Consider the following 13,039-nt stretch of genomic DNA (forward strand, 5'->3'; position numbering starts at 1 on the left):
AATAACTTATATGCGGTCATGCTTCTTCAGGCTTCAAAAACCAGATGCACCCGATCGCGTCCTTGTCGATAAAGCAGTTGCTATGATTGTCTATTTTTTAATAAAAACTTTTTTGGTAAAGATGATTTAATTTTTATCGAACTAATGACACCGCTGATTAGTTAAATCTAGGAATGTGTATTTTTAGGATACGGATACACTAACAATTATTCAAGATTTTAGCAAATTTGAGAGTAGCGTTGAACCAGTAAATAGTTTATAAAACAATCAGAATAATTGTTTTGAAATCAGAATTTAAATCGAACGTCTTGCCGCAATAAAAAGGTTTGTAGCGAACAATGCAAATAGTTGTTTTGCTCGGACTCGCATTCCTGACTACAAACCTTTTTCATGTCAATTTAACGCAGGCCCAGCCAGGTAAAAAAATCCTGGCGGGTGAAAAATTCTAGCAGCAAAAGTCCCACGAATCCCACCATGGCAAATCGTCCGTTAATTCTTTCGGCGTAGGCATTCCAGCCAAAGGCTGGTTCTGCTGATTGTGGGGTATTTGGAGTTGTCGGTTTTGGTGATTGAGGTGTTTTAGCAGTCATTTAAATGTTTTGAGTTTTGAGTAAGGATTTTGGGGAAGCTTTGCGCACAATTTGTAATTTACAAGGGAAATGACCGCCGATCGCTAATCTGCCGACTTTTCTAAAGTTTGCACCGATTCGATCAGATTCCGCACAGTTTCGGTACCTTCAGAAGGCTCAAAAAACAGCGGGAATTTGCCGCGAGCGAGCATTCTCAAACCCAACGGGCCCAGACTCAGCAAACCTTGAACGTCGCGAAAGTAGTTTCCGACTACTTCGATGCCGAATTTGCGCTCGTCTATCCAGCCGCCTTCTTTGACGAGCTCGATCAAGACTTTGCGATGGCGGATCGATCGGCTGGCTTGGTCGTCTTTGCGATCTAGAATCTCCTGTTTAATCTTACCAATTTGATCCATTGGCGCCACTTCCATCGGACAAACCGAGTTGCAGTAGTAACAGCGAGTGCATCCCCAGACGCCTGCGGTTCCTTCGTTGTACTTTTCCAGCCGATTTTCGGTTTGGCTGTCGCGGGAATCGGCGATCGTGCGGTAAGCTTTGGCGAGGGCGTGGGGGCCGACAAATTCCGGATTAACTTCCCGGGCGTTGCACTCAGAATAGCACGCGCCGCAAAGGATGCAGTTGCCGGTTTGGTCGAGTTTCGATCGCTCTTCGGGAGTTTGCAGAAATTCGCGTTCGGGAATTGCTCGCGAGGCGGTGCTAACATAGGGTTCAACAGCTTCTAGGTTATCCCAAAAACTGGTCATGTCAACCACCAAATCTTTAATTACTGGCATATTTCCCATGGGAGCCACGGTAATTTCTGGGATGAAATCGGCAGGCTGTTCTGCTGAGCTAAAACTCGCTATTTTTGCCAATCTTGCGAGTTCGCTACCGACATTTTCTTTGCAAGCTAAGGCGGAGCGTCCGTTAATTCGCATCGAACAACTGCCGCAAATTGTATTGCGGCAATTTTTGCGAAAAGCTAAAGTACCGTCGTGTTCCCACTTGATACTGTTGAGACAGTCTAAGATAGTATTGCTCTCATCCACCTCTAGCGTGTAAGCGTGAACGCGGGGAGCTTCGTTTTGATTTTGGCGGACTACGTTAAAGCGGACTTGCATATTTTGAGTAAAGAATTTAGTTTCTATTTTAAGCTAGATTTTAGGTTGACATAAAAAGACATTTATTTTTTAACAACTAGCTAAAGCATGAGATTTGAGCAGCTTGATTATTGTTTTATAAATATCAATAATCCTTAAGTTATAAATCATCAATCGTAACTTTTTTCAGCGGATTTTTGAGCTCATAATTGGATAAACAAGTAATCGATCGGTGCAGTTCGCGACTCGGAGGTGCCTGATGTCCAGCTTGTTTGTTTTAACTTTCATGTTTTCAACGCCAGCATTTTGTCTGGGTTTGGTTAATCCTCAATGGGTGGGACTGGCAACTCGCAAGCTATCTGTCGCTGTTTACGGTGTCTTGATGGTGGCTTCGTTTGTATCGGTTGGCTTGGTAGCACCTAAGCAGCGGCAGCCTGTTTCCTCGCTGCGGACCTCCACAGAATCGCCAGAATTTAGGGCAATCGCATCTTGGCGGTGAAGCAGGGGGTGCTGCTAGCGCTAAGAGGCTCTAATGGCACAGTTACGAGCAATTTTACCTGTTAGAGGCAGCTCCGGGCGATCGGCTCGATCGAAAATCGAAACGTTGTTTGAGATTTGGACGCGCCAACAGCCTCGGTTAATAATTTAGCTGTTTTAGGCGATCGTACTGATTTCAACAGGCAGGATCGATCGGCTAAAATTATGTAATTGTTGAGCTTGCGGTGCGGGTGCATCTATGACTTACAGCTTGAGAATTGTCGATTTGCCCAGTAGCGAACGGCCGCGGGAACGGCTGATGGCGGGCGGCCCGAAAAGTTTGGCGACTGCGGAATTGATTGCTATTCTGCTGGGTACCGGTCAGGGCCCAGGTAAACTCTCTGCCGTCGGACTCGGACAGTATATTTTAAATCAGTTGAGCTTGCACCAGCGCGACCCTCTGGGCGTACTTCGCAGCATTAGCGTGCAGGAGTTGACCCAGATTCACGGCATCGGCCCAGCCAAGGCTACTTCGATTTTGGCTGCGGTGGAGTTGGGGAAGCGGGTGTTTCAGTCGCGCCCGCCGGATATGGCTGTGGTTGACTCTCCGCAAGCGGCTGCGGATGCTCTGAGTCAGGATTTGATGTGGCAGTCTCAGGAACGTTTTGCTGTGGTGCTGTTGGATGTCAAAAATCGGCTGCTGGGAACTCAGGTAATTACGATCGGCACAGCTACCGAAACTTTAGCTCATCCCAGGGATATTTTTCGGGAGGTGATCCGCCTCGGGGCGACGCGGGCAATTATCTCGCACAATCACCCCTCCGGAAATCTGGAACCTAGCCCGGAGGATATTTCTTTGACGCGGCAGTTGTTGGCGGGAGCGCAGTTGTTGTCGATTCCGCTGCTGGATCACTTGATTTTGGGAAATGGCGATTTTCGGAGCTTGCGGCAGACTACAACGCTTTGGGAGGAGTATCCCCAGGGCGATTGAACTTTTATACTTAACTATATCCATTGCTATCATTAGTTATTTGTATATTTGGGCTGTGTGAAGGCTGAATCCGCCGTCACAGCAGGGGAATTTTTAGCCTGGAGTCCCGCGCGACAAAGTGTTGTGGCTGAATGTCGCTGCTGATACTTAGTTTCGATCGCAACTCGGTTAATCTAGTATAAGTAGGCTGAAGAGGTCGCTAATTCGATTTTTTTTGAGCATACTAAACGTATACTGAACCAGCACCTAAAAGCCCAATGCTTAAGAAATTATTAAATTGGGTGTAAAATACACGGTGTGGTGATAGGAGGATAACTGTGTTTCTGAGACTTGCAGAACAACACCGTAAATTCGTCCAAGATTTGGTAATGAACCTCCAAGCTTTGGCGATCGTGCTAGAGCGTCGGGGTTATTTGGCATCCTGCTACACTTGCGGGGGTCAGATGAACAGTGCCTCATTTATGGTCAGTTTGACGGACAACCATCTGATTCGATTTTTAGTGTCAGATTACGGTATCACTTGGACTGAGATGCGGGACGACCGCGAACTGATGAAACTAGAAGGTGCAGAAGCGATTAGTCAGTTACAAGAACTAGCGAATCTCGTAAAGTACCACATCCAACCTTCGGAAGCTACTTTGGCGGCGGCGCAGCGAGTTTAGCGATGGCACGGTTCGGAGGAAAGCAAAGCGCGAATTCCGTGTTTGCTTGCTACAACCGAATCCGCAGCGAGTTAGTTGAGAGGTACAAGCTGCATAGCGATGGCAGCTCAACAGACAAGGGTGCTATCGGGGTGCTTTCAAACACTCAGTTTCGGCCTGAGTCGATCGAAGTCTGCCAGGGCCCACAGTCACGCTATGTATAGCGCGCTCTCAATGGCGCTTTTAACATTCTGTTAAAGGCTGTGACAGATACTTCCACATCTGACATGAGACTTTCATTTCAGATTGTGCTAAAAACGGAAAACTCCGGCATCAGCCAGATTTTTGAGGATTAAAGGTATCTGCGTGCTTGATGCAGGAACTGTCAAACTTGGAACCTCTAGTTTTTTTGGCAGAAGTTGATTCTTCCTTAAGAGCAATTCGCAAAACATAGAAGTGCTAATGTTCGTCGCCTGCGATGTTAATTTCTCACTTTGACCTTCCAAAGTCAAGGCCTTGAAATTAACTTTGAGCAGGCAAGTAAAATTTAACATCCCGAGTGAGGATGAGGCTGTGAAGATTGGGCGAAAAGCCGCCCCGGGGTGTGACGTGCGGGCGAATTGCTTATATTTTTGCTTTTCGATTTAGCTGATAAGGCTCACAATTAACTTCAAGCAGCATGACTGCTGTAAAAATCTCACAGCCGGCTTTAGCCGGCTAAGTTTTGTCTAAATCTAAGCTTCTGCATCATGTCTGGGTTTATAGCAAAAGTCCTGCCGTCGTCAGTCATCAGCTTTGCTTCCCGAGCGAAGTCAAAGAATCATCAGTCATCACGATGAAGGATGAAGCAATCTAAGAGTTCATTTTTCAGCAATTAAGAACCTGTTAACCCTCTGGCGCGGTTGCAGTTTGGTTAAATTGTTGTTTGAAGTGGGCGATCGCAGTTGCCATACTCAGAATTTTATAATATTTTAATAATTAGTCCAAAAAATTTTATCGCCAAGCTGGGAATCAAAATCAAATGGTAAATGTAAGCGAACTTCTAGAACCCATCGCCAGTCAATTTCGCAGTCTGGGAATTCCCGAGCCGATTACCCATTGGGGACATCCTGTAATGATGGGGATCGTGGTGGTAGCAATGGGCAGTTTCGTGGGATATACCGGATGGCAGGGACGTTTGGCTGCCGATAAGGATGTTGCCCTCAAAAGTCGAGCAGATCACCGCAAGCTAGCACCGTGGATGTTTCTATTTCTAGCTTTGGGCTACACTGGTGGCTTGCTGTCGCTGGTAATGCAGCACAAGCCTGTGATGGAAAGCCCGCACTTTTGGACGGGATCGGGAGTGCTGGTTTTGCTGGCTGCTGGTAGCTTGATTTCACTGACTGGTTTTGGAGGCAATAAGCTGGCACTGCGCGCGGTTCATGCTTATTTGGGCACGACTGCCCTAGCGCTTATGGTGCTGCACGCGGCTTTCGGTTTAAAATTAGGTCTGTCTATTTAAGGTAGTACCAGTCTTTTGTCGCTCAGATGAGTTCCGCTCCCCCCTAACTCACCTAAAAAAAGGGGGGACAAGAGACGGAAAGTGTCTATTGCAGAAGCAGCAGGAGTGGAGCGCTTAAAGTCAACTCCTACTCCCATTTTTTAGGATAATTTAGGGGAATGGAGGGGAAGAATCACAGCGAAATATCTGGTTTTCATCTGAATCTGTACGTTTGGAAAAAGTAAAATAAACTATATTTGCGATCGCAAAAATTGCTAATTTTACTAACTACCAAGACAGTCACGATGTTATTAAACTGCGGAAACGATTGATTCTATTCATTTCATTCTGCCTAATGACTGATAATTGATGACTGATGACTGATGACTTCTTCCATACTTCTAATTAATGAATCAAACAACGGGTGTCATTTTCTGTATTGCCTACATTTTGGGATTAATTTCTACAGGGGTGTCTTGGGGTAGATACGGGATACTTGCTTTGGGAATAGCCGTCGCAGTCGCTACGCCTAAATTGTTGTTAAAGTATACGAGAAATTCTTTAAAAACTACTAAGAAAAGACGCAGCAGAAGCAAAGAAAATGCTCTGGAAGAATTCTTAGAGACGAAGGAAAAATTGAGTTTGCTGGAAATGCTGCCGAGAGCACAATGGGTGTGGGCTGTGGCAGGTTTGGTAGCATTTCTAGCTAGCGTTTATTTGGCAGTCCGATCGCCCCAACCGGCAATCAATGACATCAGTAAGTTGATTCCAGTTGGCGGAAACACTCAAGAAGTAGCGGTGACAGTTCGCGGTAGGCTTGCCAGTACGCCTCGATTAACTCGCAGCGGCCGATCGCAATTTTGGCTGGACACAGATGTAGTTAGCGAAATCAACGGTAGTCAAGGAGAAGTAGTCGTCAACCGCACAGTATCCGGCAAACTCTACGTGACAGTGCCGGTGTTGCAAGCTACGGGTTTGTACGCTGACAATACGATCGCAGTTGTGGGATCGTTGTACAAACCGCAGCCGCCGTCGAATCCGGGGGCTTTTGATTTTCGAGGATATCTCGCCCGAGAAGGAGCTTTTGCAGGGCTCAAAGGGCGTCAGATTGACTGGAAGAGAGAAAGTGCGATCGCGGATGTCAATCGACTTAACAGCAAAACGGCTGCTTTCTGGGAGTCAACCGGGATGCAGCCGTCGCCAATTCAAGCGATGCGGATGCGGATCGTGCGATCGCAACTATCGCAGTTGAATATTCCCGAAGGGTCGTTGATAAGTGCGATCGCCCTAGGCAAACAAGCTGTTGATTTACCCTACAACATCCGCGACTCTTTTGTGCAAGCTGGACTAGCCCACGCGATCGCAGCTTCCGGCACTCAAGTCTCGATGGTTTTGGGTTTAGTTTTAGCTTTAACCAGGCGTTTTTCCAAACAATTACAATTTGGTTTTGGTCTCGCTGCTTTATTTTTACTGGTGGGATTAACAGGCTTTGAAGCTTCAATCTGCCGCGCCGCTTTGATGGGATTTGGCACACTATTTGCTTTGATACTAAGTCGCGAAGTTAAGCCGCTGGGATTGCTGTTAATTGCTGCTACTATTTTACTGCTCGTTAATCCTTTATGGATTTGGGATTTAGGTTTTCAACTGAGTTTTTTGGCGACTTTGGGATTAGTGGTGACAGCGCCGCCGCTGATGGCAAAGTTGGATTGGATGCCTCCGGCGATCGCTTCAATTCTGGTGGTTCCGATCGCCGCTTCTGTTTGGGTGCTGCCGCTGCTACTTTACGTTTTTAGCGTAGTATCACCTTACAGTATTTTAGTCAATATTATTGCGGCTCCTTTGTTGTGGATTTTGAGTATTGGCGGAATGGTTAGCGCTTTAGGGGGATTGATTTTTCCGCCCGCTGGCAGTGTGTTAGCGCAATTTCTGGAATATCCGGCAAAGGGGTTAATCGCGATCGCTCAATATTTCTCGCAATTGCCCGGTAATTCGGTAGCTGTCGGCGAAGTATCAGTGTTTCAGCTAATCGCGCTTTACAGTTTAATCTGCTGGGTTTGGCTGGGAGGAAGTTCGGCAACGGATTCTGTACGGGATATAGCGGATAGAAGGAAAAAGTCCGAGGGAAAAGGGAAACAGGAAGGGAGAAGAGGGAAACAGGAATTAGGAAAAGGGAAGAATCAAGAAAAGGGGAGAGGGAAGAAAGGGAAAAGCAGAGTTATTTCGCTGCCGAGTTTTTCTGGGGCTTGGATTTTACCGCTGGCGCTGATGGCGGGAATTGGGATCGTAGTTTTGCCAGCTTGGCACGTTAAATCATCTTTGTTTCAAGTTACTTTGCTAGCGACAACATCTGATGAACCAGTTTTGGTAATTCAAGATCGGGAAAAAGTGGCGCTAATTAATACTGGTGATGAAAATACTGTGAGATTTACAGTGTTGCCTTTTTTGCAGCAGCAAGGAGTTAATTCTGTGAATTTTGCGATCGCCACTCACGGCCATTTAGGTTTGAGCGGCGGTTGGGGAAAATTACTAGAACGCTTGCCAATTCAAAAGTTTTATGATAATAACGATCCTAAACAAATTCACCGCGGCAGCGATCGAGAATTTATGACGGCGGTGGAATCTCGCCAAGGTGTTTACTTTCCCTTAGAAACAAACAGTACAGTTAATCTGGGATCGGCGCGGTTGCAGTTAGTCAATTCAGAGATTCCGGTAGTAGAATTGGTTGCGGGCGATAGAACTTGGTTGCTCCTCGGTGAGATGACACCGGAAGCCCAAAAAAAATTAGCAGCAACGGGAACATTGAAGCCGGCTCAGGTGCTGTGGTGGTCGGGAAAACCCCTCACAGCCGAGTTATTGGGCGCAGCGGGGCCCCAAGTGGCGATCGCCTCTGCCGACGAAATCGACCCAGAAACCGCAGCCCTACTGGGTCAAACCAAAACCCAGATTTTTTGGACTGGGCGCGACGGAGCCCTCCAGTGGACGCCAGCAGGGGGATTTAAGACGACTCTGGAATCAGAAGAAAATCAAACTTCTTTTCTCTAAGGATTTACAATGTGGCACACTGTGCGGTAAGATACCTTTAGCTCGCATCTCAAGTCAATTGGAGAGGTGGCAGAGTGGTTGAATGCGGTAGTCTCGAAAACTACTTTAGGGCGACCTAACGTGGGTTCAAATCCCACCCTCTCCGTACGTAATAGCGCCAAGTCCTAAGCGCACACCTTATTAACCTAGGGTGTGCACTTAGTGTTTTAGGCAAGCTGAGATTTAGCCTACCTTGTTTATTTGGGAAAAGGTCGATCGCGTAACTGCTATATTTCCCCATAAACTAATATAACTAACCCAAATTTCAACCTAGGGTGCGTCCACCTATTTATGTTGAAAAATATCGCTCAACTACTATATTTCCGCATACACAGCATTGCGGAATAATTATAGTCTTGGACAAAAATGTGGTTTAACGCGCTACTGCGGCAAGGTTCGCACTGGGTTCCCTACAATAATTAATCTACAAAAATATGACTTTTATGAACTCAATAATATGACTTTTATGAGTTCATCTAATGAATTTATGAATTGACTTTAAACAAGCTTTGATTCATAATCTGTATATCAGCTTCGGGAATCACGGAGCAACTACCATAAAAGTCTATCGCAATCAAAGATACTAAATATTTCTATAGGTTGACAACCGGAGTATTCCCAGGACAAAATAGCCGATTTACTCCACTTTCTTAGGGAATACTAACCCAAAATCAAAGCGTCAAAACAATATTGAACTCAGGAGAACTAATCATGCAAGATCCTACAAAAAGAAAAAGCCCGCCACCAATTGTTTTTATTGCATTTGCTTTGATTGCCATTGGCGCATTCAAGTTTATTCCCAGCTTATTTAATAGCCAAACTTCATCTACATATACATCTACATCTACATCTACATCTACACCTCCATCCGGTTCTGGTAATATTCGCCTCAGTTTGGGAGAAAAAATCTTGGTGCAGTCGCAAACTACAGCAGGAAAACAAGCAGGTGTTAAAGCCTTTGCTGAGGGCAATTATAAAGAAGCTATCACAGGTTTTCAGGCATCGCTGCAACAAAATCGCAACGATCCAGAAACAGTCATTTATTTGAACAATGCCAAAGTAAATAATGATAATCCTCTCAAAATAGCCGTCAGCGTTCCCATTGGAACTAACCCGAATGTAGCGCAAGAAATTCTTCGAGGAGTAGCCCAAGCTCAAGAGGAAGCTAATTCTAGAGGAGGCATTAATGGCTCACCTTTGCAAGTTTTGATTGCGAATGATGACAACAGTCCAGATATTGCTAAAGAAGTTGCAACCGGATTCGTAAATGACCCGAAAATTTTAGCTGTCGTCGGACACAATGCTAGCAATGCTTCTGTAGCTGCTGCTCCTACCTATCAAGAAAAAAAATTGGTGATGGTGACACCAACTAGCTTTGCTAACAGTTTATCAGGTTTTGGTAGCTACATTTTTAGGACAGTGCCTGCGATTCAATCGATGGCGGCTCCTTTGGCAGAATATATGGTTAAGAAAGCTGGCAAAACTAATGTTGCTATCTGCTATGACTCTCAAGCTCCCGATAATGTATCGTTTAAGGATGAATTTGTAGCGTCGTTTTCAGCTTTGGGTGGCAAGGTAGTGCCTACGGTTTGTGACTTTTCAACGCCGACTTTTAACTCTAGCGCTAGCGTTGCTGATGCTGGCAGCAAAGGGGCACAAGCGTTAATGATAGCGCCTCATATCGATCGCATCGATCGCGCGATCGACCTAGCCAAGGCTAATCAAGGCAAATTACCACTCTACGGCAGCACTACGATGTACACATTTGATACGGTAAAAAATGGGCAGAAAGACGTTGACGGGCTGGTTTTGCCCGTTCCGTGGCATCCTGACACCAATCCCAATAACCCATTTTCTAAGAATGCGAGTCAGCGGTGGGGAGGCGCAGTGAATTGGCGCACCGCCACGAGTTTTGACGCGACTCAAGCTATCATCGTCGGTTTGCAGAAAAGCAATACCCGGGAAGGATTGAAACAAGCACTCAAGAATCAGAATTTTTCGGCGATTGGTGCGAGTGAAGATGTGAGGTTTTTGCCAACGGGCGATCGATCGGGTAAACCAGTTTTAGTACAGGTTAAACTCCAAGGTAACGATTACAGGTTTGTGGCGCTGCCGTAATTGGGGTACACAAGAGCGAGTATGTCACAAATTGAACTATTCTGCTTCTCTTCTAAACATTGGGATCTTTGCAGTTCGCTAGTCTGCGTAGGGTGTGGATTCATTAAAAATCTCTCGCATTCCCTCAACTTTTCGAGTGGCGACTCACCTTATACCGTCTAAAAAAAAGCCTGCTAAAACAAAAATTTTGGGTTTGCTTAGATGATTCTGGGATGTAACAGGTGCGGATCTATGAGATTGTCCCTCTTTTTTGATGATTGTCGATGTATCCGCACCCTACAGCTACGAATGACTAATGTCTAACTGCTATTGCAACTTAACAGCAGCCCGCTGAATTGGCAAAACTTCATCTAACGTCAATTCGCGATCGGCTGTCAGGTGACTAGAACAGCAAATTGTGCTGAAATAAAGAGGACGACCGACAACTTGAGAAAAATGCTGTTCTAAAAGTAAGCGAGAAGTAATATCGCCCAAGAGTTCAGAGATATCCTTTGTCAATTGTTCGGTATCATCGCGGTGAGTAATTCTGAACCCAAAAGGTGTTTTGCCGATCGACTTTTTAATCTCCGCATCAAAAGCATCATCCTTAAGAGCCACAAAATCCACAGACTGAGCGGTCAAAAATTGCCAAGCTTCTGGAAACATCTTGCGAATATTTTCCAGGGGATTTCCTGTTTCGTAAACTAAAGTAGCAGTTTTGCAATCCATGAATCAAACCTCGGGTAGTAGTGTATCTCCACTGTATTTCAAGTTGTGATATTGATTATCATATTCATAATCGGCCACTAAATCAAGGGCTTTTCTCTCTTCTCTTCCTCTGCGCTCTCTGCGGCCTCTGCGGTTTAATCATTCAGAAACCGGGTTTTTTTCCCAATTTGCACGCCATAACAAAGCATTCTCCCAAAAAACCCGGTTTCTGACTACCCGCGCCCCAATGCCCAATGCCCAATGCCCAATGCCCCATGCCCAAAACTATCAATTCCAATACCTGCGCCAGTAAAACAAATTCTCCCATAAATTCTGCTTAAAAGTATTGCTGCCGAAGCGCTGCGACTCCCAAACAGCAGCAGTTTGACCGTTAATTGCCGAAAAACTCGACCAAATATAAGGAAGTTCGGCGATCGCCTCAACCTTCATTCCGTGACGCACAGCCAGGGCGATCGAATGAATCAACTCAGCAGCTTGCGGCCCCACAATACTCGCTCCCAAAATCTCCCCATTGCGGCGCCCGACCATCTTACAAAAACCAGTCATCTCCCCGCACATATGAGGTCTTTCAACATTCTTAAAATATTCCCGACAAACAATCAAATCATCTCCAAAACGTCGTCTTGCTTGCGCTTCAGTCAAGCCAACCCTCGCCAACTGCGGGTCAGAAAAAATCGCCCAAGGAATCCCGCGATAATCTATTTGAAACAGTGGCAAAAACAAAGCATTTTTCACAGCAATCGCAGCTTCGGAATTAGCAATTTGAGGGAACGAATAACCGCCAGCAACATCACCACAAGCATAAATGCGCGAATTAGTTGTTTGCAGCTTTTCATTTAAAATCAACCCGCGATCGCTAAATTTAACCCTAGCCGCTTCCAGATTTAACGATGCAAAATTATGCTGGCGGCCCGCAGCGAGAAAAATCTCCTCAGCTTCGATCGCCCTTGGCCCAGCTTGAATCCACTTTTTACCTTCAATTACCCGAGCTTGACTCACCTCAGTAGCAGTCAAAATCCGCACTCCTTCGGCTTCCATTGCAGCTTGAACCAAGCCAGCAGCCTCTCGGTCTTCTTTCGTCAAAATATGCGACCCCTTGACCACAAGTGTCACAGCCACCCCTAATCGAGAAAAAGTTTGAGCGATTTCGACACCGCTAGGATCGCCACCGATTGTCACCAAACTTTTAGGTAACTGTGGGAGTTTTGCTAATTCGCCGACAGTTTCCGAAGTATAAAAGCCAGCAGACGAAAGTCCTTCAATATTGGGAATTGCAGCCATTGTTGGACAAGCTAGCAAATAACAGCGCGATCGCAATTTTCTGTCGCCCACAATCAAAGCCAAATTCGGTTTAGCAACAAACTCGCAGCCACCAAAAATAATATCAACCCCGCGAGCGGCCAAAACGGCGAAATCGTCAATTTCTGACAAATTAGCAACAACACCGTCAGCCCACTTTTGCACCCCGTCAAACCGTAATTCGATCGGGCTGACTCCCCAACTAACCCCCAAATGTGGGCGACGGATCTGATGAGCAAAATGAGCAGCCTCCCTCAAAGTTTGGGTGTATCTCAAACCAAAGTCGATCGACTCTTTCCCCCCGCTCGGCAAATCTTGGGAATTGTTGAGCGGCTCAACCAAAGCAACGCGAGCCGGGAAATTAGTTGCTGTCAAAGCAGCATAACGTCCGGCTGGAGTGCCACCAATAATCACTAAATCATAATCAAGCATAAATAAAGAAGTCAGTTGTTAATTGTTATTAGTTAATTGTTATTAGTTAGTTGTTATTAGTTAGTTGTTATTGGTTATATCAAATCCGGTAGCATCGGAATTAATATTATCCTAAATCAGGAGACTGCACGTGCCGTATCCCT

General features: G+C 45.7%; 10 protein-coding genes and 1 tRNA gene. 7 read left to right on the top strand and 4 right to left on the bottom strand.

The genetic code is table 11. The features are described from left to right. Positions 1 to 398 precede the first annotated feature (398 nt). The gene (locus tag QT974_RS05415; RefSeq protein ID WP_333467501.1) at positions 399 to 590 is read right to left on the bottom strand and encodes a chlorophyll a/b-binding protein; all 192 of its coding nucleotides are present in this window, start codon (positions 588 to 590) and stop codon (positions 399 to 401) included. Between the two features lie 83 nt (positions 591 to 673). Beyond that, positions 674 to 1,690, bottom strand: a complete 1,017-nt coding sequence (locus QT974_RS05420) for a succinate dehydrogenase/fumarate reductase iron-sulfur subunit (RefSeq protein WP_333467502.1) — start codon at positions 1,688 to 1,690, stop codon at positions 674 to 676. Positions 1,691 to 1,928: 238 nt separating this feature from the next. Between QT974_RS05420 and QT974_RS05425 the strand changes: the two genes are divergently transcribed. From QT974_RS05425 to QT974_RS05455, 7 genes are all read left to right on the top strand, one after another. Further along, entirely contained in the window at positions 1,929 to 2,168 is a 240-nt protein-coding gene (locus tag QT974_RS05425; RefSeq protein WP_333467503.1) for a hypothetical protein, read from the top strand. Between the two features lie 237 nt (positions 2,169 to 2,405). Next, positions 2,406 to 3,137, top strand: coding sequence for a RadC family protein (radC, locus tag QT974_RS05430; RefSeq protein ID WP_333467504.1), 732 nt, complete (start codon positions 2,406 to 2,408; stop codon positions 3,135 to 3,137). A gap of 317 nt (positions 3,138 to 3,454) precedes the next feature. Beyond that, the gene (locus tag QT974_RS05435) at positions 3,455 to 3,799 is read left to right on the top strand and encodes a DUF1815 family protein (RefSeq protein WP_333467505.1); all 345 of its coding nucleotides are present in this window, start codon (positions 3,455 to 3,457) and stop codon (positions 3,797 to 3,799) included. A 1,000-nt stretch (positions 3,800 to 4,799) separates the two neighbouring features. After that, a complete protein-coding gene (locus QT974_RS05440) occupies positions 4,800 to 5,279 on the top strand; it encodes a DUF4079 domain-containing protein (protein ID WP_293126011.1) in 480 nt (159 codons plus the stop codon). 387 nt (positions 5,280 to 5,666) lie between these two features. After that, positions 5,667 to 8,300 (top strand): ComEC/Rec2 family competence protein, encoded by a 2,634-nt coding sequence (locus QT974_RS05445; protein WP_333467506.1) that lies wholly within the window; start codon positions 5,667 to 5,669, stop codon positions 8,298 to 8,300. A gap of 60 nt (positions 8,301 to 8,360) precedes the next feature. Beyond that, positions 8,361 to 8,445: transfer RNA gene (locus QT974_RS05450), tRNA-Ser, on the top strand. Between the two features lie 605 nt (positions 8,446 to 9,050). Then, positions 9,051 to 10,457, top strand: a complete 1,407-nt coding sequence (locus QT974_RS05455; RefSeq protein ID WP_333467507.1) for an ABC transporter substrate-binding protein — start codon at positions 9,051 to 9,053, stop codon at positions 10,455 to 10,457. Positions 10,458 to 10,763: 306 nt separating this feature from the next. On the opposite strand, the gene QT974_RS05460 is transcribed toward QT974_RS05455, so the two are convergent. Next, a complete protein-coding gene (locus QT974_RS05460; RefSeq protein ID WP_333467508.1) occupies positions 10,764 to 11,165 on the bottom strand; it encodes a hypothetical protein in 402 nt (133 codons plus the stop codon). 267 nt (positions 11,166 to 11,432) lie between these two features. Beyond that, positions 11,433 to 12,896 carry a dihydrolipoyl dehydrogenase family protein gene (locus QT974_RS05465; RefSeq protein WP_333467509.1) on the bottom strand — a complete coding sequence of 488 codons (1,464 nt, stop codon included), beginning with the start codon at positions 12,894 to 12,896 and terminating at the stop codon, positions 11,433 to 11,435. Positions 12,897 to 13,039: the final 143 nt, after the last annotated feature.

This window comes from Microcoleus sp. BM001215392, from assembly GCF_036700185.1.
Classification (GTDB): domain Bacteria; phylum Cyanobacteriota; class Cyanobacteriia; order Cyanobacteriales; family Microcoleaceae; genus Microcoleus.

Bases quoted from the DNA above. Each gene is read 5' to 3' on its own strand.
- QT974_RS05420 (WP_333467502.1), bottom strand. From the start codon at position 1,690: ATGCAAGTCCGCTTTAACGTAGTCCGCCAAAATCAAAACGAAGCTCCC.
- QT974_RS05445 (WP_333467506.1), top strand. From the start codon at position 5,667: ATGAATCAAACAACGGGTGTCATTTTCTGTATTGCCTACATTTTGGGA.
- QT974_RS05440 (WP_293126011.1), top strand. From the start codon at position 4,800: ATGGTAAATGTAAGCGAACTTCTAGAACCCATCGCCAGTCAATTTCGC.
- QT974_RS05465 (WP_333467509.1), bottom strand. From the start codon at position 12,896: ATGCTTGATTATGATTTAGTGATTATTGGTGGCACTCCAGCCGGACGT.
- QT974_RS05425 (WP_333467503.1), top strand. From the start codon at position 1,929: ATGTCCAGCTTGTTTGTTTTAACTTTCATGTTTTCAACGCCAGCATTT.
- QT974_RS05455 (WP_333467507.1), top strand. From the start codon at position 9,051: ATGCAAGATCCTACAAAAAGAAAAAGCCCGCCACCAATTGTTTTTATT.
- QT974_RS05415 (WP_333467501.1), bottom strand. From the start codon at position 590: ATGACTGCTAAAACACCTCAATCACCAAAACCGACAACTCCAAATACC.
- QT974_RS05460 (WP_333467508.1), bottom strand. From the start codon at position 11,165: ATGGATTGCAAAACTGCTACTTTAGTTTACGAAACAGGAAATCCCCTG.
- radC (WP_333467504.1), top strand. From the start codon at position 2,406: ATGACTTACAGCTTGAGAATTGTCGATTTGCCCAGTAGCGAACGGCCG.